Raw genomic sequence first — 26,171 nt, 5'->3', positions numbered from 1 at the left:
CTTCCCGGTCACGACCGCGACCGTCGTATCACGGACCGTCCTCCCGCCGCCCCAGCGCGAGCCTCGTCACCCGCGGCCAGTCGGGTGCCCCGCTCCCCCGCCGCGTACCCACCGCACCGCGCGGAACGCGCACGCGCAGCGCTCCGGGGACGATCCGGCACACCACGGGGGCCGGCAGCAGCACGTGTTCCCCGTCCACACCGGCCGGGACGGCCGGGGTGTCCGCCTCCACGACGACTTCCCCGGTGGTGAGCCGCAGCAGACCGGCCGCGCGGGGGCCGCGCGCCATCCCCGCGGCCCGTACCGCGCTCTCCACCCGCACGCCCAGGACCCCCAGCCGTCCGGAGTCCAGCCGCTCCCGGCGCCCCGGCCGGGAGGCGTCGACCGCCCGCAGGTACGGGTTGTTGCTGACGAGCAGGGCCTGCAGCCCGTCCGCCCGGGTACCGTCCGCGCGCATCCGCAGCCGGGGCGCCGCGGGACCGGACAGCAGCCCGGGCATCATCCGGAGCGTGGTCTGCCGCTTCTCCTCCCGGTAGGCGGGATCGCCCACGACCGCCGCGTACGTGCCGAAGGAGGCGTTGTTGACGAACACCCGGTCCGCGGCGAACCCGAGGTCGACGCGGAGTTCGACGCCGTCCGTCAGGGCGTCCAGGGCCTTCGCCGGATCGTTCCGGTCGAGTCCGAGGTCGAGTGCGAAGTGGTTGCGGGTGCCGGCCGGGATCACCAGGAACGGCACGTCGTGCCGGGCGGCCACCTCCGCCACCAGCGCCTGGGTGCCGTCCCCGCCGGCCACCGCCAGCAGGTCGGCTCCGTCGCGCACGGCGTCCTCGGCGAGCGCGGCCACGTCCTGGTGCCCGGAGCCGAGCAGCACCACCCGGACGCCCGCCGACCGAGCCCGGTCCGCCAGCCGGAAGCGGTCGACCTTGCCACCGCCGGAGCGCGGGTTCATCACCGCCCAGGGACGGCGCGGCGGCGGGGTGGGCACCGGCCCGGTGGGCCCGGGCGCCACCGCCGTCCGCGCCGCGCCCACGGCCAGCGCCCACAGCGCCAGGGACAGCGCGGCCGGTCCCAGCATCCCGGCCGCGGCGTACAGGGCGAGGACCGTCAGCGGAGCCGTCACGCACAGCACCGCCCCCACGATCCGCACCGCCCCGAAGTGGGCGAGCGTCCACCACAGCCCCACGGCCGCCAGGGCCAGTCCGGCGAGGCCGAGCAGCACCCAGAGCACGCCGCGCAGACCGGCGGACACGAGCGGGACCAGGACGCCGGCCGCGAGGGCGAGGAGGGCCAGTCGCGCCCACCCGGCGCCCTCCCGGCCGACGGTCCGCACGGAGCCCTGGCTCAGCGTTCCGCGCCGCTGTGCGAACGCGACGTGCACAGCGCCCAGATGATGAACCCGGAGAAGGCGATCATCACGACGGACCAGACCGGGTAGTACGGCAGGGACAGGAAGTTGGCGATGATGAGGAGTCCGGCGATCACCACGCCGGCGACGCGGGCCCACAGGGCCCCCCGGACCAGGCCGAGGCTGACGAGCACCCCGATGGCACCGAGCACCAGGTGGGTCCAGCCCCACGCGCTGAGGTCGAACTGGAAGACGTAGTCCTGCGTCGTGACGAAGACGTCGTCCTCGGCGATGCCCATGATGCCCCGGAGGATGTCGAGCACCGACACGATCATGAGCGAGACGGCGGCGAAGACCATCAGGCCTTCGGCCCACTGCCGCTTCGCCGACGGCGCGTGCGCGCCGGTGGCGCCGCGTGCGCCGTGCGTCGGGTGTGTCGCTGTCATTCCGATGCCTCGATTCGGTGTCGTGCGGTCAGCGCTCTGCGGACGAAGCGAACGGACTCGCGTGTTCCGCCGGGCCGTGGCCGCTCAGGACCAGTTCCTTCGCCCTGCGGAACTCGTCGTCCGAGATGTCGCCGCGGGCCTTGATCTCGGACAGCCTGGCGAGTTCGTCGACGCTGCCGGTGCGGCCGTCGGCGCCCTTGGCGGTCTCACGGACGTAACTGTCGAAGGCCTCCTGCTGGGCGCGCGCCTGTGCGATCTCGCGGCGCCCCATGTTCTTGCCGCGGGCGATCACGTAGACGAAGACGCCCAGGAAGGGCAGGACGACCGTGAACACCAGCCAGCCGGCCTTGGCCCAGCCGCTCAGGGCGTCATCGCGGAAGATGTCCATGACGACCCGGAAGAGCAGGATGAACCACATGATCCACAGGAAGAAGACCAGCATGGTCCAGAAAGCGCTCAGCAGCGGATAGTCGTACGCGAGGTACGTCGCACCACTCATCTCACTCCTCCGTTCCGGGCCGCCCGTGCCCGACATGCCGTTGTGTGCCGACTTCAGCGTGTGCGTGCCGGGGGATCGCTGCCTCACCCGGGACGGGTGAGGCAGCGATCCCCCGGCCGGACGTCTCAGCCGGTGCCCGCGGGACGGCGGGGCGTCTCCGCCGTGCCCGACCCGCGCAGCGCGGCCCGCCAGGCCAGGGCGACGGCGGCCTCGGCCAGTCCGAGGAGGACGAGCCACAGGCCGAGGAGCCGGGTCAACGCCCGGGCCGATTCGGCGGGCAGGGCCAGGACGACGATCCCCGCGACGACGGCGAGCAGCGCCACGCCGAGGTGCGGCAGGTCCCGCGAGGCGACGGCCGTGAAGAGGGTGAGCATCCCCGACACCAGCCAGACCGCTCCGACGACCAGGGAGAGGGCGGCGACGGTCTGCAGCGGGTTGCGCAGGCAGAGCACTCCGGCCAGGACGTACAGCACCGCCAACAGGAGTTCGGGCGACCGTGCGCCCTGCTCCTCCCGGCCGAGGACGCCGACGAACCGGAACGCCCCGGCCACCAGCAGGTACAGGCCGATGAGCACCGCGAGGACGTGCAGCGTGGTGTCCGGCCACACCAGCACGACGATGCCCGGTACGAGGGTGGCGAGCGCGGAGGCGAGGATCCACTGCCAGGAGCGCCCGAGTGCCCCCAGGATCCCGGCGGGGCCGTCCGGCGGGCCGGGGGCCGCGCCGTCGGGCGTGTGCGTCCGTCCGGGGCCGGGGGCCGGACCGGGTGTCGCGCTCATGGCTCCTCCTCCCGCGCGGCGCGCTCGGGCCGCTGCGCGAGCGCGGGACCAGCCTTCCGCCCGGCCGCCGTCGCCGGGTCACCCACGGCGGGTGATCCGGCCGGGGCGCGGACGCGGTGGGATGGGCGGCGAGCAGTCGTCGTTCGGCGAGCAGTCGTCGTTCGGCGAGCAGTCGTCGTTCGCGGCGCAGGCGGGAGACAGCGATGGCCGTACCGAGTCCGTTCAGCGCCTCCCTCTCCCCGGCCGAGCGGGCCGCCCACGGCAAGGAGGCGCGCGGCCGTGCGCCGCGCTCGTCCCACGGCCGGTTCGAGGCGGCCCGGGACCGGCCCGACCCCGTCGACGTGATCGAGCGGCAGTCGGCGACCCGGCTGCCCGAGCTGGTGCCGGTCCGCCACGGCCGCATGCTCGAGTCCCCCTTCCGGTTCTACCGGGGAGCGGCGGCGATCATGGCGGCGGACCTCGGACCGGCCCCGGACACCGGCCTGACCGTGCAGTTGTGCGGTGACGCCCACCTGCTCAACTTCCGCCTGCTGGCCTCCCCGGAACGCCGTCTCGTCTTCGACATCAACGACTTCGACGAGACGCACGCCGGTCCCTTCGAATGGGACGTCAAGCGGCTGGCGGCGAGCCTCGCCGTCGCCGGCCGGGCGAACGGCTTCCCGGTCGAGGCGCAGGACGAAGCCGTGCGGGCCTGTGTGAAGGCCTACCGCCGGCGCATGCGGGAGTTCGCCGGGATGCGCACCCTCGACATCTGGTACGCGCAGGACGACGCCGACCGGCTGCGGGAGCTGATGACGTCGTCGACGGACCGCGAGGCCCGGCGACGCGCCGCCCGGGCGGCGGCACGCGCCCGGACCCGCACCCACCTCCAGGCCTTCGCGAAACTCACGCGGGTCGAGGACGGAGGACGGCGCATCGCCCCGGACCCACCGCTGATCACGCCGCTGGGTGACCTGGTGGACGGTCCCTCGACCGAGGAGAGGGCCCTGCGCGAGGTCCTGGACGGGTACGCGCGCTCACTGTCGTCGGAGCGCCGGCATCTGCTGGGGCGCTACCACCTGGTCGACGTGGCCCGGAAGGTGGTGGGCGTCGGCAGTGTGGGCACGCGCTGCTGGATCGTGCTCCTGCTCGGCCGGGACGACGACGATCCCCTGCTGCTGCAGGCCAAGGAGGCGCAGGAGTCGGTGCTCGCCCCGCACACGGAGGGCGAGCGGTACGACAACCAGGGCCGCCGGGTCGTGGCGGGTCAGCGGCTGATCCAGACGACCAGCGACATCCTGCTCGGCTGGACGCACGCCGTGGGCTTCGACGGACGGCCCCGGGACTTCTACGTACGGCAGCTGCGCGACTGGAAGGGCATCGCCCGCCCGGAGACCATGGACCCGGGGCTGCTGCGGCTGTTCGCGCGGCTGTGCGGGACGAGTCTGGCGCGCGCCCACGCCCGTTCCGGCGATCCCGTCGCCATCGCCGCCTATCTGGGGCGCGGCGACCGCTTCGACCGGGCGCTCGCCGGGTTCGCGCAGGACTACGCCGACCGCAACGAGCGGGACTTCGAGGCGCTGGGCGAGGCCGTGCGGTCCGGCCGGGTGCGCGCCGAGAGCGCGTGACCCGGCGGCCGGGGGCCTTACTCAGGCACCTGGCGCATCTCCAGGACGCGCAGGCCCAGCGACTGGCAGCGGGCCAGCAGCCCGTACAGGTGCGCCTCGTCGACGACGTGCCCGAACAGCAGGGTCTGGCCGGACATCGTCACGTGGTCGAGTTCCGGAAAAACCCTGACCAGCGGTTCCGAGAGATGCCCGTCGACGCGGATCTCGTAGCGCATGAGCCGCTCCCCGGGGGGCCTGGGACAGGCGGGCCGTGCCCGTACCCTGCGATCGTCCGCCGCCGGACGGCGGCCCGGCTCACCCCGTACAGGTGAGAGGCCGCCCGGCTCAGTGCTTCAGCCAGAGCTTGCAGGAGAGGATCACCAGGCCGAGCACGAGGTTCACCGCCGCCGACAGGGCCATCAGGCGCCGGCCGGCGCCGGCCCGGCGGGCCGCCGCCACCGACCAGCCCACCTGCCCCGCCACGGCGACGGACAGCGCGAACCACTGGGTGGTCTGTACACCGAGGCCGAGCACGGGGCTGACGGCCACGGCGGCCGCCGGCGGTACGGCGGCCCTGACGATCGTCCACTCCTCCCGGCACGCCCGCAGCACGACGTGCCGGTCCGGACTGCGCTGCGCCAGCCGCGCCCCGAACAACTGCGCGTGCACATGCGCGATCCAGAAGACCCCGCCGGTGAGCAACAGCAGCAGCACCATCTCCAGTCGCGGGAACGAGCCGAGCGTACCGGCCCCGACGATCACCGAGGCCGCGAGCAGGGATCCGTAGACGCCGCCCGTGTAGTCGGCGTGCGCCCTGCGTCCGGCGGTACGTGCGGCACGGCCGGGCGCGCGGTGTCCGGTGCCCGGCATCACGGCCTCCTCCGGCCGGCCCCGTTCCGCCCGCCGGGCCGGGCGTGCTCGGGCGACGGGCCCGGCAACCGGGGCGTGACCAGGAGGCTCGCGAGGGTGATGCCGCCGGTGGCGAGGACCGCCGCCTTCAGGCCGTCGAGCTGCGCCGACGCGTAGGAGTCCGTCACGGCGTCCACCTCGGACGGCGGGAGCCCGGCGCGGGTGGCCGCCGCGCGCACCTGGTCGGTGGGCACGAAGGTGACCCCGGCCTCCAGGGCGACGCCGACCTGTTGCCGGGCCTCCCGCGACAGCCGGGGATCGTCCTCCACGTGCGCGGTGAAGGCGTGCGCCAGGGAGCCGATGAGCAGCGATCCGATCAGCGCGGTGCCGAGGGCCGAGCCCAGGTTCTGCGCGGTGTACTGGAGCCCGCCGGCCTCACTGCGTTCCTCCTCGCCCGCGCCGGACTGGACGACGTTGCCGAGCTGGGAGGCGAACAGGCCCATACCCACGCCGAGCAGGGCCATCGCCCCGGCGAAGTGGGCGTCGTCGATGACCGGGTCGATGGTGGCCAGCAGCCACAGGACGGCCGCCGCGACGGTGAGCAGGGCCAGCCGGACGACCCGTCGGGGTCCGGCCAGGCGTCCCAGCCGGGCCGCGCCCAGCGAGGTCACGAGCATGGTCGCGGACACCGGCAGCAGCCTGAGCCCCGTCTCGAAGGCGTCGAAGCCCTGGACGACCTGGAGGTACAGCGGGATGGCGAAGAACAGTCCCAGCAGGATCAGGTTCTGGCTCACCAGCGACATCAGGCCGGAGCTCAGGGCGGGCCGGCGCAGCAGGGCCAGGTGCACGAGCGGCTCGTCGCCGCGCTCGTCCCGGCGCCGCTCCCACCGGTGGAAGAGCGCGAGGACGGCCACCCCGGCAGCGACCACGAACAGCGTCGGCGCGAAACCGAGGACGGTGAAGGGCGGATTGCGCGGCCGCACCCAGCCCCAGGTGCCGCTCTGCAGCACGCCGAGCACTCCGAGGGCCAGACCCGCCGCGGAGAGCACGGCACCGACCCCGTCCAGCCGGGGACGCGCCCCGGTCCTCGGTGTCTCGGTGATCGCGCGGCGGAGGAGGAGGACGGCCAGGACGACCACGACCTCACCCGCGAAGACCAGCCGCCACGTGAGGTACGTCGTCACCCAGCCGCCCAGCAGGGGGCCCACGGCGATCCCGGCACCGGCCAGTCCGCCCACGACGCCGTACGCGACGGCCCGGTCGCGGCCCCGGTAGGACTCGGCGACGAGGGCCGCCATGGCGGGCAGCACCAGCGCGGCGCCGAGTCCCTCGATGACCGACCAGCCGAGGACCAGCACCCACAGGGTGGGCGCCACGGCGGTCAGGGCCGAACCCGTGGCGTAGACGACGAGACCGCCGAGGAAGACACGGCGCCGTCCGAGGATGTCCCCCAGCCGCCCCCCGATGATCATGAAGGCCGCCATGACCAGCGCGTACAGGGTGATGACGGCCTGGATGGCGGTGACCTCGGTGTCGAAGTCGTCGACCAGTTGGCTGATGGAGACGTTCATGACCGACGTGTCGAGAACCATCAGGAACTGTGCGGTCCCCAGGACCATCAACGCCCGCCAGTGGCTCATGGGGTTCCCCCTCGTCACAGCAGGTCCAGCTCGCGGGCTCGGCGCACCGCTTCGTTGCGGCGGTTGACGGACAGCTTCCGGTAGACGCTCTTGAGGTGGGTCTTGACCGTGTTCACCGACACGTACAGGTCGGCGGCGATCTCCTCGGTGGACATCGTCAGGGCCAGGCGGCGCAGGACGTCGCGCTCGCGCGCGCTCAGCTCCTCGACGACCGGTGGCGGCGGCTCGTACGGGCGCGGGGACGGTCCGGTGCCGGGTGTGCGCCGGCCGACCGACGGCGGGGCCGTGCCCAGGTAGCGCCGGATCCACGGCCCGGCCTCGGCGAAGGGACGGCGCAGCCGCTCCCGGCGTGCCTCCGCCAGCGCCCGCATCACGAGTCCACGCGCGCTCACCCCGTCCCCCGCCTGGTCCGCGGCCTGGGCCCGCACCAGCGCGGCCCGGACGGTCACGGCGGGACCGGCGCGCCCCTCCGGACGCACCCGGTCGAGCAGCCGTACGGCCGCGTCGGCCCCGCCGGTGGCGAGCCGGACCCGTGCGGCCCCCACCGCGCACGCCGGCTGCTCGTCGGGCACCTCCCGCACCAGCCAGGCGGCCGTCTCCGTATGGCCCTCGGCGAGGTGGGCGGCGGCCGCGACGAGCGCCGCCTGCCCGCGCGCCCACGGCGAGACGGCGTCGGCGGGCACCTCCGGTTCCACCGCCTCGAGCGCGGCCCCCGGATCGCCGCGCGCCAGGTGCAGGCGTGCGGTCGTCAGGGCGCGCCCGGCCTCCAGTACGGGGTCCCGCAGCGCGGGGTGCGACTCGACCGACGTGTCGAGCAGGGCACGGGCCTGCCCCAGTTCGTCGCGGTCCACGGCGACGGCGGCCAGGACGAGCCGCTCGACGCCGGATCCGGACGGCCGGGGCAGCCCGAACCGCTCCGTCTCGGCGAGGGCCTCGTGCGCCTTGCGTTCGGCCCTGCCGAGCCAGCCGTCCAGGTAGTCGATCAGGGCGAGCCGGCCCAGCGAGTCCTCGCGCGGGAGCGCCGTGGCCGCTCCCGGGGCACAGTCCGCCACCGTGGACAGCGCGGCCCGCGCCTCCTCGAAGCGCCCGGCCCACAGGCGCGCGGAGCCCACGTGGTCCAGCAGCAGCGCGGTGAGTTCGGGATGCCGCTCCAGCAGATCGTCGGGGACCGCCTCCCGCAGCCCCTCGGCCGCCCGCGCCGCGTCCTCCGCCCTCTCCGGCGCACCGGCCAGCCGGGCGGCCAGCGCCTCCAGCAGGGCGCAGCTCAGCCGGGCCGCCGCTTCGTCCGCCGTGCCGTCGTACTCCGCCAGCGCGTGCCGCGCGCGGTGCAGATGGGTCAGCCCGGCGTCCGTCTCGCACCGGGCCAGCCGGTCGGCCGCCCGTACCAGCTCCGGGGCGGGTCCCGTGCCCTCCCGCCCCATGCGGGAGAACAGTCCGGCCAGCGCGTCGGAGCGCGGCCCGGTGAAGAACTGGCCGATGGCGAGGTCGTCGACCAGGGCGCCCGCGGTGAACTCCCAGTCGTCGGCGGCGGCCCCGTGCCCGAGCGCCTCCGGAAGGCGTCCGGACCGCCGCAGCCACTCGGCGGCCCGCCGGTGCAGCTCGGGTTCCAGGCCGGGCAGGCGCATGCGCAGATGGGCGCGGAGGATCTCGGCGAACAGGGGGTGGAGGCGGTACAGGCCGTGCCCGAGGTGCTCGACGAAGGCGTCGTCCCGGCTCAGCCGGGCCAGGACGGCCTCGGCGTCGTCGCGCCCCGTGACCGCGTTCGTCAGGCCGGGGCAGAACCGGTCGAGCACGCTCACCCGCAGCAACAGGTCCTGGGTCCCGGCGTCCTGCCGCTTGAGCACCTCCGCCAGCAGGAAGTCGGCGATCGCGCTCCGGTCCGCCTCGAACTCCTTGAGGTACACCTCCGGGTCCGGGCTCTGCCCCGCCGCCAGCGCCGAGAGCCGCAGCCCGGCGGCCCACCCCCGGGTCCGCTCCACGAGCGCGCGCACGGCGGCCGGGGGCAGCCGCAGCCCGTGCAGTTCCATCAGTTCGGCGGCCTCGTCCGGGGTGAAGGCCAGCTCCGCGCCCCTGATCTCCGTCAGCTCGCCCGCGGCCCGGTAGCGGTGCAGGGGCAGCAGCGGCTCGGTCCGGGTGACGAGGACCAGCCGCAGCCCCGGCCCGGCGTGGTGCAGCACGAACTCCAGCTGCCCGGCGATCTCCGGGGCGGTGACTCGGTCGAACTCGTCGAGCACCAGGACCGCGGGCCGCTCCCGGCCGCTCAGCCCGGCGGCGAGCCGGGCCGGCAGGGCGGGGCCCACCCGGTTCGCGTCCGCCGGGAGCCCGATGCCGTCGGGCAGCGGGACGCCGACGGCGTGCAGGGCGCGCAGCACGTACGCCCAGAACATCCCGGGCCCGTCCCCGGCCGCCTCGGTGGTGAGCCAGGCGACCGGCTGCCCGTCCCCCAGCCGCTCCGCCCACTCCGCGACGAGCAGGGTCTTCCCGGCCCCCGCGGCGCCGTTCACCATGGTCAGCGGGGTCCGCAGGCCCTGGTCGAGGTGTCCGGTCAGCCGCTCCCGCCGCAGGTACGTCACCGGGCGCGCGGGCACGGCGAACCGGGTGCGCAGGAACGGGTCCCCGTGTGGGTCGGCGCGGTCGTCCGCAGCGAACGGGACATCCTCTTCAAGCCCCGTCATGGCGCTCACCGTCCCTGTCCGGCTGTGCTTTCTCTCAGCATCCCAGCACTGGGGCCGGAGGGCGCGCTGTGACCGGTGCCTCGGCGGCTGTGCCGATGTCCGCGGGAGATCCAGGGGTGTGCGCCTGCCGCCACCCGTTTGTCCCGGCACATTTTCCTGACTAAGGTCAGAGAAATGAAGAGGGAGCAGGTGGAGCAAGTACGGCGCTTCAACCGGACGGTCACCGAACGTGTGGGCGTGCTGCACGACCGCTATCTGGGTGGTGCGCGCCCCTACGGTCAGGCACGGCTGCTCTGGGAGATCGGCGACGGGGACACGCACGACGTCCGCAGCGTGCGGGACCGGCTCGACCTCGACTCCGGCTATGTGAGCCGGCTGCTGCGGGCGCTCGAGCGCGACGGCCTCGTCGCCGTCGAGTCCCACCCCCGTGACCGGCGGGTACGCACCGTGCGCCTGACCGAGGCGGGCCGGCGGGAGCGCGCCCTCCTCGACGCCCGCAGCGACGCACTCGCCGCATCGCTCCTCGCCCCGCTCGACGCCCGGCAGCGGAGCCGGCTGACGGCGGCCATGGACCAGGTCGAGCGGCTGCTGACCGCCTCGGTGGTCTCCCTGACGGTGCTCGATCCCGCCCACCCCGACGCCGCGCACTGCCTGCGGTCCTACGCCGCCGAACTGCGGGAACTCCTCGAGGGTGGCTTCGACCCCGCGAACAGCCTGCTGCCCGACCCGGGCGGACTGCGCGCACCGCGCGGTCTGTTCCTCGTCGCCCGGCTGCACGGCGAGCCGGTGGGCTGCGGCGGGATCAAGCTGCCGACCGGGGCCCCCGCGGAGATCAAACGGCTCTGGGTCTCCCCCCGCGTCCGAGGACTCGGCCTGGCCCGGCGCCTCCTGGCCGAACTCGAGGAACGCGCCGCCCGGCACGGCAGCGAGCTGGTGCGGCTCGACACCAACAAGGCCCTGGAGGCCGCCACCCGCCTCTACCGCGACAGCGGGTACACCGAAGTCCCCGCCTTCAACGACGAGCCCTACGCCCACCACTGGTTCGAGAAACGGCTGGCCTCGAACACATCGGACGGGAGCCCTCAGCCGGGACCCGGCTCACCTCCCCACGCCCTCCCCGGACAGAACGACTAGCGTCGTCGGTATGCGCACCCCTCCCGCCCTCGCCGAGGCACTGGCGGACGGCACGGTCGTGCTCGACGGCGGCATGTCCAACCAGCTCGCGTCGGCCGGACACGACCTGAGCGACGAGCTGTGGTCGGCCCGGCTGCTCGCCGAGGACCCCGAGGTGGTGACGGCGGCCCACCTCGCGTACTTCGAGGCGGGCGCGGACGTGGCGATCACGGCGAGCTACCAGGCGACGTTCGAGGGCTTCGCGCGGCGCGGGACCGGCCCGGAGGAGGCGGGCCGGCTGCTGGCCCTGAGCGTGGAGTGCGCCCGTACGGCGGCCCGGCGGGCCCGGGTGACGCGCCCGCTGTGGGTGGCGGCCTCGGTCGGCCCGTACGGCGCGATGCTCGCGGACGGCTCGGAGTACCGGGGCCGGTACGGGCTGAGCGTGGCGGAGCTGGAGCGCTTCCACCGCCCGCGCATGGAGGTCCTGGCGGGGGCCGCTCCGGACGTACTGGCCCTGGAGACGATCCCCGACACGGACGAGGCGGAGGCCCTGTTGCGCGCGGTGCGCGGCCTGGGCGTACCGGCCTGGCTGTCGTACTCGGCGACCGGCGACCGCACCCGCGCCGGCCAGCCGCTGGAGGACGCCTTCGCGCTGGCGGCGCGGGCGGACGAGGTGATCGCGGTCGGCGTGAACTGCTGCACGCCGGAGGACGCGGACCACGCCGTCGCCCTCGCGGCCCGCGTCACCGGCAAACCGGTCGTGGTCTACCCCAACAGCGGCGAGACGTGGGACGCCGGGGCGCGGGCGTGGACGGGCCGGTCGACGTTCAGTGCCGGGCAGGTGAGGGGCTGGCGTGCGTCGGGGGCCCGGCTGATCGGAGGGTGCTGCCGGGTGGGGCCGGAGACGATCGCGTCGGTGGCGTCGGTGCTGCGGGCTCCGTAGCGAACTCGCACCACACGACCTTCCCGGGGTCCCGCTCCCCCACACCCCACGTGTCCGCCACCCCGGCCACGAGCAGCAGCCCGCGCCCGCTCTCGTCGGACTCGTGCTGAGGCACGGCGGGCGTGCCGCCCCCGCTGTCATGCACCTCGACGCGCACGCCGTCGGCGTACGGCAGGAGACGCAGGAGGAATCCACGGCCGGGTGGCACGCCGTGCAGCAGCGCGTTGGTCGCCAATTCACTGACGCACAGCAGCACATCGTCGGTGCGCCCGCACACGTTCCAGTCCTCCAGTACCCGCCGCGCGAACGCCCGCGCGCCCGGCACGGACCGGCGCTCACGACGGAAGAACCGCTCACGTGGGGAGGGGTTTCGGGGCAGGGGTGAAGTTTCCTGATTCACGGTACGAGAGTCACGCTCCGTACCCGTCATGGAACAGTCCGCGCATCCGTACGCCTCGGCTGTACGCCTGCGCGACGGCGAACGTACGGGCACGGACGGGGAGTACGGCCTCATGGGCACCACGACACGGAGGAACGCCTCGGCGATGAAGATGGTGGGCGCACTGCTCGCCCTGTACCGCAATGCCGCCGGTCACACCCAGCGGTCGCTGGGCGAACGGTTCGTCATCAGCGAGCAGCAGATCGCGTCGATCGAGCAGGGCAGACGGCCCCTGAAGCCGGACCTCGCCGAGCAGCTCGACGAACTCCTCTGCACGAAGGGCGCGTTGTCGGTCGCGCTGAGCCGGATGCCGGAGGTGGATCTGATTCCGTTGTGGGCGGAGGAGTATCTGGACCGGGAGCGGGAGGCCCTCGTGATCTCGTCGTACGAGAACCAGGTGCTGCCCGGATTGCTCCAAACGGAAGCGTACGCACGGGCGGTTTTCCGCAGCCGCATCCCAGTCATCGACGAGAGCACGATCGAGCAGCACGTCATCACGCGCACCGAGCGGCAAACCATCTTCCACCGCAAGGAGCCACCGATTACATGCTTCGTCGTCCGGGAGGCGGTACTGCGAGACCGCCTGGGCGGACGGGAGGTGTACGTCGACCAGTTGCAGCATCTGCGGCATCTCGCCGAATTGCCAGGCTTCACCTTGCAGGTTCTACCCTTGGGGCGCACCACACACGCAGCCCTCGATGGCCCATTCGTCCTCCTGGAGACACCCGACCACCAACGGCTCGCCTACACGGAAACCCAACGCGGTAGCCAACTGATCGCCGCTCCCGACGAGGTGGCGATCCTCACGCAAAGGTGTGCGATGCTGCGGTCACAGGCCCTCAACCCCGAAGACACGAGGGACCTGCTGGACCGTCTTCTAGGAGACCAATGAGCAGCACCGCACTTCGGTGGTTCAAGTCGAGCTACAGCGGCAGTGATGGCGGCAACTGCCTCGAAGTCGCCACCCACCCCGCCGCCGTCCACATCCGCGACTCCAAGACCCCGGACGCCCCCCACCTCACCGTGACCCCGAAGGCCTGGACCGCCTTCCTGCGACGGCACTGACACAGGGGCGGCACAGGCGTTTGGAGCGTTCCTCCATCAACATGGCCATGAACAAGGGCCAGAAGCTGGAGAAACGCTCCACTCACCACTGTCAGCACTGCCTCAACCTCGCCCGTATCGCCAGTCATCGCACACCGGGCACAGGCCCGTACCGCACCTCCGGCCTCTCCTCCGGAGTCACGGAGAGGTCCCGAAGTGCCACGGGGCCGGGATAGTAGGCAGCGCCGCCCGGCCCTGTGACCTCCTCACCGTTGAGCCAGCGCCACAGCCACTCGGCGAACCCCATGGAGTACTCGAAGAACTCGCCCTCCCCGTTCTCGACGAACAGGGTTCCCGCCCCCTGCCCGCCCTTGGGCGCGTAGAAGATCGTCTCGCCTCGATTGGTGGAGGCGATCGGAATCAACCCGTCCGCATCACCGAAGTACAACTCGGACACTCCAAGAGACTCACGCGGGTCCCCTTCGGGTTCGTCCTCGTCCCATTCGACCTGAGACCAAGCCTCCGACGTGCTGCGGATCTTCTCCGCGAGGTTCCATCGCCCCGTCGCCGGGTGCATCAGATACAGGTGCCCGTTGATCTCCACGGGCGCATAGCCGTCGACGATCTCCTTGTACTCCGCCGGGAGGGCTACCCCGAGGTCGCGCTCCAACCGACTCCAGGCCACCACATTGCGGTAGCGCATCGGCGGCTCGCCCAGCATGCCCCAAACGCGTTCCATACAGTGCCGTTTCACCCTGTCACCCAAACATTCCGGCGTAGGGGTCGACTTCACCGGTCCACGGGTCGAGTCCCACAGCACGCAGACGCGCCTGCTCACGCGCGTGCAGGAATGTGGGTGCCGAGCTGCCCCACAGGGTGACCGCACCAAGTGGGCACTCGTCGAATTCCGCGCGGAAGATGCGAACCAGGAATTCGATCATTCCGCACGGAAACTCCGACCACCTCGCGTCGTCCTGGTTCCAGACCAGCACCGGCCAGCTGTCGGCGTCGCCGTTTGTGACACGCCAGCAGAGGATGTCAGCACTGCCATCCACCCCCCAGGCAATAAGACGCGGTGGTACCTCGTGCTCGGCCCCTGCAGTCCAGAGGGATTCGGCGTTCCGTGTCTCCGCCTCCATCCCCTGGTAAGTGGGCTCACCGCTCGCCGCACGTGGTTCGGGTAGGAAGAAGGACAGGCAGTCCCCTACTCCGCCTTCACCGTAAACGCTGAAGAACGCCTTGTAGTCCTGAGGGAAGCTGGTGCCCCAGCTGCCTTCCACGGCCTTCCAGTCGACGGCGTCGCCGGCCCCTTGATGGGGAGGCATCAAGCCGCCGAGGGCATCAATCCACATGGTGCTGCCACTTCGTCTTCGTCGAGTCTTGTCACTTCATTGGCCCTGTCGGTACCGGAATACCGGTGCGGCTATCGGTGACCGTACCAAGGTTCTTCCACTGGCCCTGCCTGGGGCTGCAGATGGAGTTCGGAACGACCTGGGTGAAAGACACTCCTGGAGAACCGTCGGGCCTGATACCACGGGCCGTCATTTCGAAGGAGACCGGAACAGTTCTGGAGCCCACATAACGCGGAGTTACCGTATAACGCACAACCCGCCCCCCGTCTATAGCGTCCTTTACTTGTTCCTCGTAGTGATACATGTGCTCGTCGATCCGTCCGACACCTGTGACATTGGTATTCGCCTGTCGCGAGCAGGTCGCCAGGTTCTTGAGATCCGTACCGGAACCGCTGAGATCCTTGCCCAGCAAGTGGCAGATGTTGATGGACTTCGAAGAATCAAGACCCAAGTATCCAGCATGTGCCTTGCCCCAGAGATATCCGGGCGGTGCCACCTTGCTCGGTTCCGTCTTCGTGCCTTCATGCGTCGCAAGATAGGCGCTGTCGAGGCACGCGTCTACGCCCGTCGCCCGGTTGCCGTACGCGGTGCCCAAGTCACCGGAGTCGACCCACCCCTCACCGTCACGTCGGCAGTCAGACCCGCGCTGGGCGTCCGTCCTACTGGCCGGTCCGCCACCGAGAAGCGCGTTGGGCATCAGCGACTCAGAGGGTGTCTCACGTGGTGCGAGGTGGATGCGGCATGATGCTTTGCCATGGGTGTTGGTTTGCCGCAGCGGTTGGTTCCTGACGAACTCTGGTCACTCGCCGCACCGTTGCTGCCTTCCTTCACTTCCCGTCCGCAGGGAGGCGGGACGGCCCCGGTGGATGAGCGGGCCGTTTTCACGGCCGTGGTGTACGTGTCGACCAGTGGTTGTGCCTGGCGGCACCTGCCGGAGACTTTCGGTGTCTCGCCGGCCACCGCCCATCGCCGGTTCTCCGCATGGACCAAGGACGGGCTGCGGCGGCGGCTGCACCGGGCCGTTCCGGACGAGCTCGGCGCCCGCGGCGAGGTGGACTGGACCTCGGCCATCGTGGACGCGGCCTCCGTCCGCGCGAAAAGGGGGGATCGCTGACCGGGCGCAATCCGGTCGACCGGGGTAAGAAGGGCGGCAAACTGCACGTCCTGTCCGACGGGCAGGGGCTGCCTCTTGCGCTTGGCGCGTCCGGTGTCAACGTTCACGACAGCCAGGCGCTGCTGCCGCTGGTGCTGGGCGTCCCCGCCATCCGCTCCCGGCGCGGCCCGCGAAGGCGCCGCCCCGGCAGGCTCCGTGCGGACAAGGCGTACCACTCCGTCGAGAGGCTGAAGTGGCTGCGCGAGCGGGGCATCGTCCCGCGCATCGCCCGGCCCGGCATCGAGTCCAGCGAGCGACTCGGCCGGCACCGCTGGAAGATCGAACGGTCGATCTCGTGGCTCTTCGGCTACCGCCGCCTGACCGTCCGGTACGAGCGAAAGGGCAGCCACTTCCTGGCCTTCCTCGGACTCGCGGCGGCCCTGACCTGCCACAAGAAGCTCGCAAAACTCACCACGTGAGACACCCTCTTGATCAATTCAGAAGTGAGGGAACCGTAAGCATTTCCCGGATCGACCCACAAGAAGATCACAACTTCTCGTGATCACAGTGTGATGATCTTCGACCGATTTTTTCGACAAATGATCAATGGTCCGACAGAAAAGGGGCCAGCATGCTGCGAGACTCATCAAAACGAGCACCAGTGCGGTCGCCGATCGGCAGAACAGGACGGAAACGCCACCATGGCCAGCGTTGTCGAGCTGACGTACTACCCCGTCAAAGGCTGCGCCGGGGCATCGGTGGGCGAGGCGCTGCTCACCCCCGCCGGGCTCGCGCACGACCGCACGTTCATGGTCGTCGGCGAGGAGTGCGTGGGGCGGACCCAGCGTCGGGATCCCCGGCTCGCTCTGGTCCGGCCCACGGTCGGCGACGACGGCGAGCGGCTCGTGCTGCACGCGCCGGGCGTCGAGGCGCTGGACCTCCGCGTGGACACGGTCGGTGACCGGCGGAAGGTGGAGGTACTCGGGACGGTCCACCAGGGCATCGACCAGGGTGACGCGGCAGCCGACTGGTTCTCGGAGGTGCTCCGCGCGCCGAGCCGGCTCGTGCGCGTACCGCCGGAACACGACCGGGTGACCGACGGCCGGATTCCCGGCACCTCCGCCTACGCCGACAGCTGCGCCCTGCACGTCGTCTCACGCGCCACGCTCGGCCTGCTCCACCGCAAGCTTGCCGAACGCGGCCTCCCGCCGCTGCCGATGAACCGCTTCCGCCCCAACATCGTGGTCGACGGCTGGGACGAACCGCACACCGAGGACCGCGCCCACCGCATCCGCATCGGCGACACCGAGCTGGGCTACGCCAAGCTCGCCATCCGCTGCGCGGTCACCACGGTCGAACAGGAGACGGGAGCGAAGGCGGGCCCGGAGCCTCTGCGCACCCTCGCCGGCTACCGCCGCGCCACCGAGGGCGGCGTCGCCTACGGGACCAAGTACGCCGTGCTCCGTACCGGCACCCTGTCCGTCGGCGACACCGTGAACGTCACCTCGTGGGGAGAGTCCGAACTCTAGGACACCGGCCGGTGTGCGGGTGTTCAGCCGTACACCACCGACCACGGACGCGGGGTGTCGTCGGGTGGGTGGGCGGTGCCCCCTCGTCGGGGGATGACGGTGTGGTGGCGGGACAGGACCTCGGCGGCGAGTTCGGCGAAGCGGCGGGCGGCCGGGTGGGCTCCGCGGCCGGCGGGCCAGGCGCCGCTGATGCGCAGGGTGAGGGGACGGCCCGCCAGGGGGGCCCAGGCGACGCGGGGTTCCTTGCGGGCCGCCGGTCCCGGGTCGAAGGCGACTCCGTGTCCTGCCGTCACGAGGGCGAGCAGGAACTCGGGGTTGGAGGCGTGGCGGAGGCGGCCGGGGACGAAGCCTTCGGCGCGGCACACGTCGAGGACGCGGTCGTGCCAGCCGGGCGCGTGCGCGCGGGGGAAGAGCACCAGGTCGTGGCCGGAGAGGTCGCCGAGCGACACTTCCGGCAGCCGGGCCAGGGGCGAGGTGCGGGGAAGGACGACGCCCAGGTCCAGTGAGACACCGGGGCCGATTCTCAGTTCGGTGGCGTCGACGGGGTGGTGCACGAGTCCGACGTCCAGACCGCCGGAGGCCAGCAGCCGCAGTTGCTCCGCAGTGGTGACCTCCTGCAGGTCGACGGAGAGCTCCGGAGCGTGTTCCGCGCAGGCGGCCAGCAGAGCGGACAGGACGGCGGCCGTGGTGTCGGGCGGCACGCCCGCGCGCAGGGTGCCGAGGCCGCCGTCGGCGGCACGGCGGGCCAGGGTGCGCAGCCTCTTCTCCCGGGCGAGGAGTTCGTGGGCCTCTTCCAGCAGCGCCGTTCCGGCGGCGCTGAGCCGGACGGCGCGCTGCGAGCGGTCGAAGAGCTCGGCTCCGAGTTCCTTCTCCAGCCGGCGGATCGCCTGGCTGAGCGGCGGCTGGGCCATGCCCAGCCGCTCGGCGGCCCGGCTGAAGTGCAGCTCGTCGGCTACGGTGACGAAAAGACGCAGGTGGCGCAAGAGATCCACGGTCAAGGATCCTATGCGGAAGCCGCCTTGAGGGGGACGGCCCGGTCGACCCGGCGGTCGAGCGGCCGGCCGACGATGAGGGGAACGTCGATGGCCGAGGACGAGCAGTGACGAGCACGCGAACAGCGATCGAGGACCGGATCCGGCAGGTCTTCGCCGAGGCGGGCGCGAGGGGGCAGTTGCACGCCGTCCCCGTCCGCGCGCGCACGCCGGCCGCCGGGGAGACCGACGGCGAGCGGGATGTCCGTGAGGTCGCCGTGAGCGCCGACGACGCCGTGGTCATCGCTTCGATCTTCAAGATCCTGCTGGTGCTGGAGTTCGCCCGGCAGGTCGTGGCCGGCCAGCTCGATCCGAGGGAGCGGGTACGGGTGACCTCGGCCGACCGGCTCGGCGGCTGGGGCACCGCCGGCTGCCTGGACGACGTGGAGCTGTCGTTGCGCGACCTGGCCTACTTCGCGATGTCGGTCAGCGACAACTCGGCCGCCGACCTGCTGCTGGACCGGGTCGGCCTGGACACCGTGCGACTGCTCGCCAAGGAACTCGGCCTGGACCGGACGCGCGTCGTGGGCGGCCCGCGGGACCTGCTGGAGTCGATGCTCGCGGAGGTCGGGGCACGCGACGAGAGGGAGTTCGCCGTGCGCTACCCGGCCCTGCCGGACGAGCGGAAGAGACGGCTGGCGGTGCTGGATCCCCGCCACACCACGGCCAGTACGCCCCGCGAGATCACCCGGCTGCTCCGGCTCGTGTGGACCGATGCCGCCGGTCCGCCGGAGGCCTGCGCGCTCGTGCGTGACCTGATGGGCAGGCAGGTCTTCCGTCACCGGCTGGTGTCGGGTTTCCCGGACGACGTCGCGGTCGCGGCCAAGACCGGCACCCTGCCAGGACTGCACATGGAGGCGGGCGTCGCCCGTTACCCGGACGGCGCGTGCTACGCGATCGCCGTGTTCGCGCGCACGCACGACCTGACCGCCTCCCGTGCCACGGTGGACGCGGCGATCGGCCGGGCCGCCGGAATCGCGGCCGCTTTCCTCCGCGGCGACGGCCGCTGACCGGGACACATATGCGTTCGCGTATCGGAGGTGCCCGACTCCGGTCTTGGACAGGGGACTTCACCCCTTGATCTGCTGACGCCATGACCCAGGACACACACGCGTCGGACAGATCAAACGTCTCCCCCCGCCGCGGGCCCGACCGCCGTACGGTGCTGCGAGGCGCCGCGCTCGGTGCGACAGCCCCGCTGATCCCGGCCACAGCGGCCACCGCAGCCCCGGCGTCCGCGACCGCCGGCCGCGACCGGGGCGGTGACCGGGCCGCCCGTTCCGCGTCGTTCCGCTGGCTCGGCACCACGGGCTGGCGCATCGACGTGGACGGCCGCACCGTGCTCTTCGACCCCTACCTCACCCGCTTCCCCACCGGGCTGTTCGGCAGCGGTCTCGACCCGGAGACGGAGCTGAAGACGGATCCCGCCGTCGTGGACGCGCACATCGGCCGTCCCGACCTGGTGCTGGTGAGCCACTCCCACTGGGACCACCTCGGTGACGTGCCGTACATCGCCAGGACCACCGGCGCCCGCGTCATCGGCACCGAGACCACGTACCACCTGCTCACCGCCCTCGGAGTCGACCCGAAGCAGATCTCCGTGGTGAAGGGCGGCGAGGTACTGGACATCGGCACGGTCACCGTCGAGGTCGTACCCGGCCTGCACAGCCGCAACAAGAACTGCGCCTACTTCGCCCCGGGCACGCTGAACGCCCCGCCGGCGCGGGTTCCCCGCACCATCGCGGACCTGCCCGAGGGCGACACCCTGGCCTTCCAGGTCACGGCCGGGGAGCACGGCCCTTCGGCCTTCCTCATGGGGGCCAGCGACTTCTCCGAGCGGGCGGTGCGGGGCCTGCGTCCCGACCTGGCGATGATCGCCCTGCCCAGCGTCACCGGCACCACCCACCGCTACGTGCCCAGGCTGCTGGACGCCCTGGACGCCCCCGGTGTCGTCGTGCCCGTCCACTGGGACAACTTCGAGCTGCCGCTGGATGGTTCCCCGGTCCGCGACCCGGCGATGGACCTCGACGCCTTCCTCGCCCAGGTCGGGAAGGCGTCCCCGGCCACCCGGACCGTCGTCCCGGACTACCGCACCGTGTACGACGGCGCCATGCGGCCCGCACGCCGGTAGGCGGGGCCCGCCGGGCCGACGACGGGCCTTCGGCACCGCTCGGCCCGGACGGTCGTCGACAGTTGTGTCGACGCGCAGAACACCCCCTATCGGGATGGGACACCTTCCCTATGGTTCTTGACTCCCTTTCCGGCACGGGACGGCCTCTCCGCTCGCGCTTACGGCTCGCGGCGCCGACTGCCTTCGCGCTGTTGGCAGTCGGCGCCTGTGCGGCGGGTACCACCAGCGTCACCGGCGCGGGTGCCACCGGCGGTACGAGCACCGCCGACGGGACGAGCACCCCGAGCCCCACCCCCCGGACGCAGGACGACGTCTCCTCCGACTCCGGCCTGACCGAGGCCCTGCGGGCACTCGAGAAGTCCTACGACGGGCGGATCGGCGCGGTGGGCATCGACCTGGGGACCGGCCGGGCGGTCGGGTACCGGGCCGGCGAGCGCTTCCCGTTCAACTCCTCGTTCAAGGTGTTCGCGTGTGCGGCGGTGCTGCACACGGCGCGCACCGGCGAGCCGGGGCCGATGGACGAGGTGGTGCGCTGGAAGCCCGCCGACATGGCCGGACCGACCGCGAACTCCCCGGAGACCACCGAGTACACCGACACCGGGATGACGCCCGCGCAGTTCTGCCGCGCCGGGATCACCAAGTCCGACGGTTTCGCGGGCAACATGCTCCTGGAGCGGATCGGCGGGCCGCGCGGGCTGACCGCGTTCTTCCGCGCCGTCGGTGACCGGACGAGCCGCCTGGACCGGCCCGAACCCGGGTTGACCGAGTGGGCGCCCGGCGAGACGCGCGACACCACCACCCCCGCGGCGGCCGCACGGACCTTCTCCGAACTCACCACCGGTGACGTCCTCCGTCCCCGTGACCGGGCGCGGCTGGTCGGCTGGCTGAAGGCGAGCCTCACCGGAGCGAACCGGATCAGGGCGGGACTGCCCGAGGACTGGACGGTCGGTGACAAGACCGGCACCGGAGGCGCGAGCAACCACGGCACCGCGAACGATCTGGCGATCGCCTGGCCCCCGGGGGCGGACGCCCCGGTCGTCCTGTCGGTGTTCACCCACCGCAACCTCGACGGCACCCGCCACGACGACAAGGTGATCGCATCCACCGCGACCGCGCTGGCCGAGGCCCTCGGCAAGCGGTGACCGGCCGTCGGGCCGTGGCACGGTCCGCGAGCCGAAGCGGCCCCTGACCACCGCCCGACCCGTGCAGGACGCGTGCTGACGGTCGTACGGCCTTGCCGCCAGTGCCGAGGCCGACGTCCTACCGGGGAGATGAGCGCCCGGCCCCCGGTGGAGCCCTCGTCTCCTTTCGTGCCTCCGTGCGGCGGGGCCCTACCTCGTGCCCATGTCCAGCGTCCAGTAGTGGCCCCAGGGGCCGCCCTCGTGATGGCCCAGGCCGGCCTCCTGCGTTTCGGACCGGAGGATGGCGTTGCGGTGCCCCCAGCCGAAGCGTTCGTCGTCCTGCATCCAGAAGCGCAGCGCCTCCTCCGCAGTGGTGAAGCCCACGGCCACGTTCTCCGCCCGCCAACTGCGGTAACCGGCCTGGTCCATGGGCTCTCCGGCCTCCCAGACCAGTTTCCCGCTGGGGCCGCGGTGCATGTGGTCACCGCTGACGGCCCAGTCCCTCGATTGATCCTTCAAGAAGAGGTTGTGGGCGTTCGCCACGTCCGTCAGCTGCGGCGAAAGGCCGAAACCGTTCGCGCACGCGGTCATGGTCGCGCCTGCGGAGTTGCCGTGCGGCGGGTACTTCTCCGGATGCTGTCGCGCATCGTTGATCAAGTCGAAACTCACCTTGGGCTCCTCACACGAAGGCCTGCCCCGGTGCGACCGAACCGGCCGACCAGGAGGAGTCGGCCCTTTCCTCGATTGTCCCGGACGGGCGGCGCCCCGGCATTTCGTGGCCCACAGGCTCGACTTGCTCGTCGAGCGGGCCCGCCCGGCCGCACGCCCGTGTCGGTCGCGGCGGAGTGCGCCGACGCGGCGCAGGCGGCGTACGACCGAGCGGAGTTCGGGGGTGGGGACTGCGCGGGGTCCTCGGTGGCGGCCGGTCAGACGGTGCAGGAAATGCGGAGCAGGTGATCGGTGACCGGCCGGCCGGCGGGTTCCGCGGTGCCGTCATCCGCCCACCGGTCCTTCACCGCGCCGCGCCGTATCACGCACCGGACGGACCCGCCGGTGACACGAGCGCCCCACCACGCCCTTCGGTATTCCCGGGTCCGCGTAGAAGTTCTTCCCGCCCCGGTGCGCCGGACCTACAGTAGGAAGCGCTTTCTATTCGGAGAGGTGGGTACTCGATGGTCCGTGCGGGGAGTGCCGGCGTGACGGCCGGGCCGACGCTGGCGGTGGTGGCCCGGGAGGCGGGGGTGTCCGTGCCGACCGCGTCCAAGGTGGTCAACGGCCGCGAGGACGTGGCTCCCGAGACCCGCCGCCGCGTCACCGAGGCACTGGACCGGCTCGGGTACATCAGGAGACCCCGGTTCGACGGCGGGAGGGCGCCGCGCCTGGTGGACCTCGTGGTGCACTCGCCGGAGACCTCCGGGTCGGGCGCGGTGCTGCACGGCGCGGAGGAGGCGGCGCACGACGCGGGTCTCGAGCTCGTCGTGTCGGCGGCCCTGACGCGGAGCCGCTCGGAGCGGCCGGAGCGTGGCTGGCTGGACAAACTCGTCCTGCGGGGATCGTCGGGAGTGCTGTTCCATCTGGCCGAGCTGAGCGAGCCGCAGTACGCGTGGCTCGCTCAGCACCGCATCCCGTTCGTGATGATCGACCCGGTGCTCGAACCGCCGCCGGGTGTCGTCTCGGTGGGTGCGGCGAACTGGCGGGGCGGGGTGACGGCGACCGAGCATCTGCTGTCCCTGGGCCACGAGCGCATCGCGGTCGTGGCCGGCCACCGGCACACGCTGTGCGCCGACGCGCGGATCGCCGGTTACCGCTCGGCCCTCGCCACGGCGGGGGTACGGCACCGCCCCGAGTACGTCCGGCACGCCGACTCCGGGGAGGACGCGGCCGGCCGCCGCATGCGCGAACTCCTCGAGCTGCCCGAGCCGCCCACGGCCGTCTTCGTCTGCGCGGACCGGATGGCGCTGGGTGTCTACGCGGCCCTGGCCGAGCGGGGTCTGCGCGTACCGGACGACATGAGCGTGGTCGGCTACGACGACCTGCCCGAGGCCCGCTGGCTCACCCCGGCCCTGACGACGGTCCGCCAGCCCCTGTCCGAGATGGCGGCGACGGCCCTGCGGCTGCTGCTGCGCATGATGGACGGCCACCGCCCGGAGAGCACCCGCACGGAACTGTCGACCCGGCTGGTGGAACGCGCCAGCACGGCGCCTCCCGGGTCCCGCCCGGACGGTCACGGCTGACGGACGGCACCGTGCTCCGGTACGGGCACGCCCCGGTGGCCGGCCGGCCGCGGAGCCCGGCTCCCGGGAGGCGGCCGGGCGGGACCGGAGGGCGGTGCCCCCGCCCGGTACGACGTGACACGAGTCACGGCGATGTGCGGCCCGATCTTGGAATGCGTGGCTCGCCGTTCTTGCTCCACTCCTTATGGGCTCGCCCTGTCCCGCGCCGGGCAATGGTGCTCAGCGCGACCGGCCACGAGAGCCGGGGGACGGCTTCGGTCCTCCCCGCTCCCCCGATCCGGCCCGCTGTCTTCGAAAGGTTTCCCCGCACCATGCCACTGGCTCTGCTGGCCCTGGCCGTCGTCGCGTTCGGCCTCGGCACGACCGAGTTCGCCACGATGGGGCTGTTGCCCCAGATCGCCGACGGCGTCGACGTCTCCGTGCCGGACGCCGGCAACCTCGTCTCGGCCTACGCGCTCGGTGTCGTCGTCGGCGCCCCCGTGCTGACCGGCATCGGTGCGCGCATGCCCCACAAGCGGCTGCTGCTGCTCCTGACCGGGTTGTTCGTGGTCGGCAACGTCGCGTCCGCGCTCGCCCCCACCTACGGCACGCTCTTCGGCGCGCGTTTCCTGACCGGACTGCCGCACGGGGCGCTGTTCGGCGTGGGCGCCGTCGTGGCCTCCCGGCTGGTCGCCCCCGACCGGGCCGCACGCGCCGTCTCGAAGATGTTCCTCGGACTCACCGTCGCGAACATCGTCGGCGTCCCGGCCGGCACGGCCCTGGGCCAGCAGCTGGGCTGGCGGTCCGCCTTCCTCGCGATCGCCGTCATCGGCCTCGCCGCCCTCGCCGCGCTGGCCCTCTTCGTCCCCCACCAGCCCCGTAGCGGGCAGTCCGGCGTCCGGCACGAGCTGCGGGCGATGGGCAACCGGCAGGTGGCGATCGGCCTGGCCGTCGCCGTGGTGGGATTCGGCGGCTTCTTCGCCGTCTACAGCTACCTGGTGCCCATCCTGACGAACGTGACGGGCATCTCCGAGTCCTCGACCACCCTGGTCCTCGCGCTCTACGGCGTCGGCATGACGCTCGGCACGCTGGTCGCGGGCCCGCTCACGGACCGCGCCCTGCGCCCGACGCTGTACGCGGGGCTCGCCCTGCTCGCCGCGGCGCTGGTGACGTTCTCCTTCACCGTCCACAGCACCTGGCCCGCCCTGGTGACGATCACCTTCATCGGTGCGCTGGGCTCCCTCATCACCACGCCCGTCCAGATGCTGCTCATGGCCAAGGCGAAGGACGCCCCGACGATGGCGGCGGCCTCCAACCACTCCGCCTTCAACCTGGCCAACGCGGGCGGCGCCTGGCTCGGCGGGCTGGCCCTCTCGGCGGGCTGGGGCTGGACCTCGCCCGCCCTGGTCGGCGCCGTCCTCGCCGTGGCCGGTCTCGGCCTCGCCCTCCTGGGCGGCCTCCTGAACCGGGACGGCAACCGCTCCGAGGTGATCACCTCGTCCGGCGCCGGAGCCGCGGTGAAGGCCGACCGGGTCACGGCGGCCCACCGCCCGGACTGACCTGCTCGTCCGCCCCGGTCTCCGCCGGAACCAGGCGCGGGGCGGCCGCCCAGATGATCCCGCCGCGCAGGTGGGCGCGGAAGGCGGGGTCGTCGTAGGCCTCGGCGGCATGCCCGAGGGCGGTGTAGAAGACGCGGCCCGCGCCCTGTTCGCGGCACCAGGCCAGCGGGTGGTCGTCGCCCATGCCGCCGCCGTCGTACGACGACTCGTCGGCGGAGACCAGGACCCGGACCCTTCCACGGGGATTGGTGCGGAAGTCGTACCACTCGTCCGTGAACTCCCAGACGGCGGGCAGGTGCCGGGTCGCCGGGTGGGCGTGGTCCTCGATCACGGCGCGGCCCGGCTGGAGGGCGGGGTGCCGGTCGAAGCGGGCGCCGAGGAGTTCGCCGTAGTACGGCCAGTCGTCCTCCGTGCAGGCGGCCGCGTGCACCCCGACGAATCCCCCGCCCGCCTCGACGTACGCCGCGAGCCGCTGCCGCCCGGCCGGGGTGAGCACCTCGCCGCTGGTGGAGAGGAAGACGACGGCGGCGTAGCGGCCGAGCGGTTCCTCCAGGGCGGCCGGGTCCTCGGTGGCGTCGACGGTGAAGTCGCCGAGGGCGCGCAGGGCGGCGACCCCGGCGGGGATGGAGTCGTGCCGGTAGTCGGTGGTGCGGGTGTACACGAGGAGTGCGGGCATGGGCGCGAGCCTATGCGGCGGGCCGGTGCCGGGGCGGCCGGCTCCTCGGAGTCGTCCGGCTCCTCGGAGTCGTCCGGTCCGGACTCGCGTGTCCGATTCCTTCAAGAC

At 72.6% G+C, this 26,171-nt stretch carries 26 protein-coding genes and 1 pseudogene; 12 read left to right on the top strand and 15 right to left on the bottom strand.

The genetic code is table 11. The features are described 5' to 3' along the window. Positions 1 to 28: 28 nt before the first annotated feature. The 4 genes from ACFXAE_RS06595 to ACFXAE_RS06580 form a co-directional block, all read right to left on the bottom strand. A complete protein-coding gene (locus ACFXAE_RS06595) occupies positions 29 to 1,378 on the bottom strand; it encodes a diacylglycerol/lipid kinase family protein (protein WP_384708961.1) in 1,350 nt (449 codons plus the stop codon). Continuing rightward, complete coding sequence (locus ACFXAE_RS06590; protein ID WP_384708958.1) at positions 1,342 to 1,791, bottom strand: hypothetical protein; 450 nt, start codon at positions 1,789 to 1,791, stop codon at positions 1,342 to 1,344. The genes ACFXAE_RS06595 and ACFXAE_RS06590 overlap by 37 nt, the downstream gene beginning before the upstream one ends. Positions 1,792 to 1,819: 28 nt before the next feature. Then, positions 1,820 to 2,290, bottom strand: a complete 471-nt coding sequence (locus ACFXAE_RS06585) for an SHOCT domain-containing protein (protein WP_384708955.1) — start codon at positions 2,288 to 2,290, stop codon at positions 1,820 to 1,822. A 125-nt stretch (positions 2,291 to 2,415) separates the two neighbouring features. Further along, positions 2,416 to 3,069: an HdeD family acid-resistance protein gene (locus tag ACFXAE_RS06580; protein ID WP_384708952.1), complete on the bottom strand. Its 654-nt coding sequence runs from the start codon at positions 3,067 to 3,069 to the stop codon at positions 2,416 to 2,418. A 203-nt stretch (positions 3,070 to 3,272) separates the two neighbouring features. Here ACFXAE_RS06580 and ACFXAE_RS06575 point away from each other — a divergent pair, with 203 nt between their 5' ends. Next, entirely contained in the window at positions 3,273 to 4,676 is a 1,404-nt protein-coding gene (locus ACFXAE_RS06575; protein WP_384708949.1) for a DUF2252 domain-containing protein, read from the top strand. A gap of 17 nt (positions 4,677 to 4,693) precedes the next feature. On the opposite strand, the gene ACFXAE_RS06570 is transcribed toward ACFXAE_RS06575, so the two are convergent. From ACFXAE_RS06570 to ACFXAE_RS06555, 4 genes are all read right to left on the bottom strand, one after another. Then, entirely contained in the window at positions 4,694 to 4,891 is a 198-nt protein-coding gene (locus tag ACFXAE_RS06570; RefSeq protein ID WP_384708946.1) for a hypothetical protein, read from the bottom strand. Between the two features lie 109 nt (positions 4,892 to 5,000). Then, positions 5,001 to 5,525, bottom strand: coding sequence for a hypothetical protein (locus tag ACFXAE_RS06565; RefSeq protein ID WP_384708943.1), 525 nt, complete (start codon positions 5,523 to 5,525; stop codon positions 5,001 to 5,003). Continuing rightward, the gene (locus ACFXAE_RS06560; protein ID WP_384708940.1) at positions 5,525 to 7,144 is read right to left on the bottom strand and encodes an MFS transporter; all 1,620 of its coding nucleotides are present in this window, start codon (positions 7,142 to 7,144) and stop codon (positions 5,525 to 5,527) included. Before ACFXAE_RS06560 ends, ACFXAE_RS06565 begins: the two co-directional genes overlap by 1 nt. 14 nt (positions 7,145 to 7,158) lie before the next feature. Then, positions 7,159 to 9,819 (bottom strand): LuxR C-terminal-related transcriptional regulator, encoded by a 2,661-nt coding sequence (locus ACFXAE_RS06555; RefSeq protein ID WP_384708937.1) that lies wholly within the window; start codon positions 9,817 to 9,819, stop codon positions 7,159 to 7,161. Between the two features lie 174 nt (positions 9,820 to 9,993). Between ACFXAE_RS06555 and ACFXAE_RS06550 the strand changes: the two genes are divergently transcribed. Together ACFXAE_RS06550 and mmuM are read left to right on the top strand one after the other, a co-directional pair. Beyond that, entirely contained in the window at positions 9,994 to 10,953 is a 960-nt protein-coding gene (locus tag ACFXAE_RS06550; protein ID WP_384708934.1) for a GNAT family N-acetyltransferase, read from the top strand. Positions 10,954 to 10,963: 10 nt separating this feature from the next. Next, the gene (gene mmuM, locus ACFXAE_RS06545; RefSeq protein WP_384708931.1) at positions 10,964 to 11,875 is read left to right on the top strand and encodes a homocysteine S-methyltransferase; all 912 of its coding nucleotides are present in this window, start codon (positions 10,964 to 10,966) and stop codon (positions 11,873 to 11,875) included. Here the strand turns inward: mmuM and ACFXAE_RS06540 are convergent. After that, positions 11,874 to 12,305 (bottom strand): annotated as a pseudogene (locus tag ACFXAE_RS06540) (ATP-binding protein); the annotation flags it as partial. The gene mmuM and the pseudogene ACFXAE_RS06540 sit on opposite strands and share 2 nt — an antisense overlap. 82 nt (positions 12,306 to 12,387) lie before the next feature. On the opposite strand from ACFXAE_RS06540, the gene ACFXAE_RS06535 reads away from it, so the two are divergent. After that, a complete protein-coding gene (locus ACFXAE_RS06535; RefSeq protein ID WP_384709068.1) occupies positions 12,388 to 13,206 on the top strand; it encodes a helix-turn-helix domain-containing protein in 819 nt (272 codons plus the stop codon). Continuing rightward, positions 13,203 to 13,379, top strand: coding sequence for a DUF397 domain-containing protein (locus ACFXAE_RS06530; RefSeq protein WP_384708928.1), 177 nt, complete (start codon positions 13,203 to 13,205; stop codon positions 13,377 to 13,379). Before ACFXAE_RS06535 ends, ACFXAE_RS06530 begins: the two co-directional genes overlap by 4 nt. A 124-nt stretch (positions 13,380 to 13,503) precedes the next feature. On the opposite strand, the gene ACFXAE_RS06525 is transcribed toward ACFXAE_RS06530, so the two are convergent. The 3 genes from ACFXAE_RS06525 to ACFXAE_RS06515 are packed head-to-tail and all read right to left on the bottom strand — an operon-like array spanning position 13,504 to position 15,305. Next, the gene (locus tag ACFXAE_RS06525) at positions 13,504 to 14,079 is read right to left on the bottom strand and encodes an SMI1/KNR4 family protein (protein WP_384708925.1); all 576 of its coding nucleotides are present in this window, start codon (positions 14,077 to 14,079) and stop codon (positions 13,504 to 13,506) included. 37 nt (positions 14,080 to 14,116) lie between these two features. Beyond that, positions 14,117 to 14,710, bottom strand: coding sequence for an SMI1/KNR4 family protein (locus tag ACFXAE_RS06520; protein ID WP_384708922.1), 594 nt, complete (start codon positions 14,708 to 14,710; stop codon positions 14,117 to 14,119). A gap of 31 nt (positions 14,711 to 14,741) precedes the next feature. Further along, entirely contained in the window at positions 14,742 to 15,305 is a 564-nt protein-coding gene (locus ACFXAE_RS06515; RefSeq protein ID WP_384708919.1) for a DNA/RNA non-specific endonuclease, read from the bottom strand. Between the two features lie 159 nt (positions 15,306 to 15,464). Between ACFXAE_RS06515 and ACFXAE_RS06510 the strand changes: the two genes are divergently transcribed. Together ACFXAE_RS06510 and ACFXAE_RS06505 are read left to right on the top strand one after the other, a co-directional pair. Next, a protein-coding gene (locus ACFXAE_RS06510; protein ID WP_384708916.1) for an IS5 family transposase occupies positions 15,465 to 16,282 on the top strand; the annotation gives its coding sequence in 2 pieces (ribosomal slippage) (positions 15,465 to 15,812 and positions 15,815 to 16,282; 816 coding nt in all). A 222-nt stretch (positions 16,283 to 16,504) separates the two neighbouring features. After that, on the top strand, positions 16,505 to 17,332 hold the full coding sequence (locus ACFXAE_RS06505; RefSeq protein WP_384708913.1) for an MOSC domain-containing protein: 828 nt from the start codon (positions 16,505 to 16,507) through the stop codon (positions 17,330 to 17,332). A gap of 23 nt (positions 17,333 to 17,355) precedes the next feature. Here the strand turns inward: ACFXAE_RS06505 and ACFXAE_RS06500 are convergent, their stop codons facing one another. Then, entirely contained in the window at positions 17,356 to 18,324 is a 969-nt protein-coding gene (locus tag ACFXAE_RS06500) for a LysR family transcriptional regulator (protein ID WP_384708910.1), read from the bottom strand. Positions 18,325 to 18,431: 107 nt separating this feature from the next. Here ACFXAE_RS06500 and ACFXAE_RS06495 point away from each other — a divergent pair, with 107 nt between their 5' ends. From ACFXAE_RS06495 to bla, 3 genes are all read left to right on the top strand, one after another. Beyond that, positions 18,432 to 19,373, top strand: coding sequence for a serine hydrolase (locus tag ACFXAE_RS06495; protein WP_384708907.1), 942 nt, complete (start codon positions 18,432 to 18,434; stop codon positions 19,371 to 19,373). A gap of 83 nt (positions 19,374 to 19,456) precedes the next feature. Next, positions 19,457 to 20,494, top strand: a complete 1,038-nt coding sequence (locus ACFXAE_RS06490) for an MBL fold metallo-hydrolase (RefSeq protein WP_384708904.1) — start codon at positions 19,457 to 19,459, stop codon at positions 20,492 to 20,494. Positions 20,495 to 20,685: 191 nt separating this feature from the next. Beyond that, entirely contained in the window at positions 20,686 to 21,636 is a 951-nt protein-coding gene (bla, locus tag ACFXAE_RS06485; RefSeq protein WP_384708901.1) for a class A beta-lactamase, read from the top strand. Positions 21,637 to 21,825: 189 nt separating this feature from the next. Here bla and ACFXAE_RS06480 read toward each other — a convergent pair whose 3' ends face one another. Continuing rightward, a complete protein-coding gene (locus tag ACFXAE_RS06480; protein WP_384708898.1) occupies positions 21,826 to 22,284 on the bottom strand; it encodes a CAP domain-containing protein in 459 nt (152 codons plus the stop codon). 503 nt (positions 22,285 to 22,787) lie between these two features. Between ACFXAE_RS06480 and ACFXAE_RS06475 the strand changes: the two genes are divergently transcribed. Both ACFXAE_RS06475 and ACFXAE_RS06470 read left to right on the top strand, forming a co-directional pair. Next, the gene (locus ACFXAE_RS06475) at positions 22,788 to 23,849 is read left to right on the top strand and encodes a LacI family DNA-binding transcriptional regulator (RefSeq protein ID WP_384708895.1); all 1,062 of its coding nucleotides are present in this window, start codon (positions 22,788 to 22,790) and stop codon (positions 23,847 to 23,849) included. A gap of 311 nt (positions 23,850 to 24,160) precedes the next feature. Then, on the top strand, positions 24,161 to 25,387 hold the full coding sequence (locus ACFXAE_RS06470) for an MFS transporter (RefSeq protein ID WP_384708892.1): 1,227 nt from the start codon (positions 24,161 to 24,163) through the stop codon (positions 25,385 to 25,387). Here the strand turns inward: ACFXAE_RS06470 and ACFXAE_RS06465 are convergent. Further along, positions 25,362 to 26,063, bottom strand: a complete 702-nt coding sequence (locus ACFXAE_RS06465; RefSeq protein WP_384708889.1) for a ThuA domain-containing protein — start codon at positions 26,061 to 26,063, stop codon at positions 25,362 to 25,364. The genes ACFXAE_RS06470 and ACFXAE_RS06465 overlap by 26 nt on opposite strands. Positions 26,064 to 26,171: the final 108 nt, after the last annotated feature.

This window comes from Streptomyces sp. NPDC059454, from assembly GCF_042749965.1.
Lineage (GTDB): Bacteria > Actinomycetota > Actinomycetes > Streptomycetales > Streptomycetaceae > Streptomyces.
Note: the sequence above shows the minus strand (reverse complement) of the source record. Positions and strands in the feature narration are given on the sequence as shown.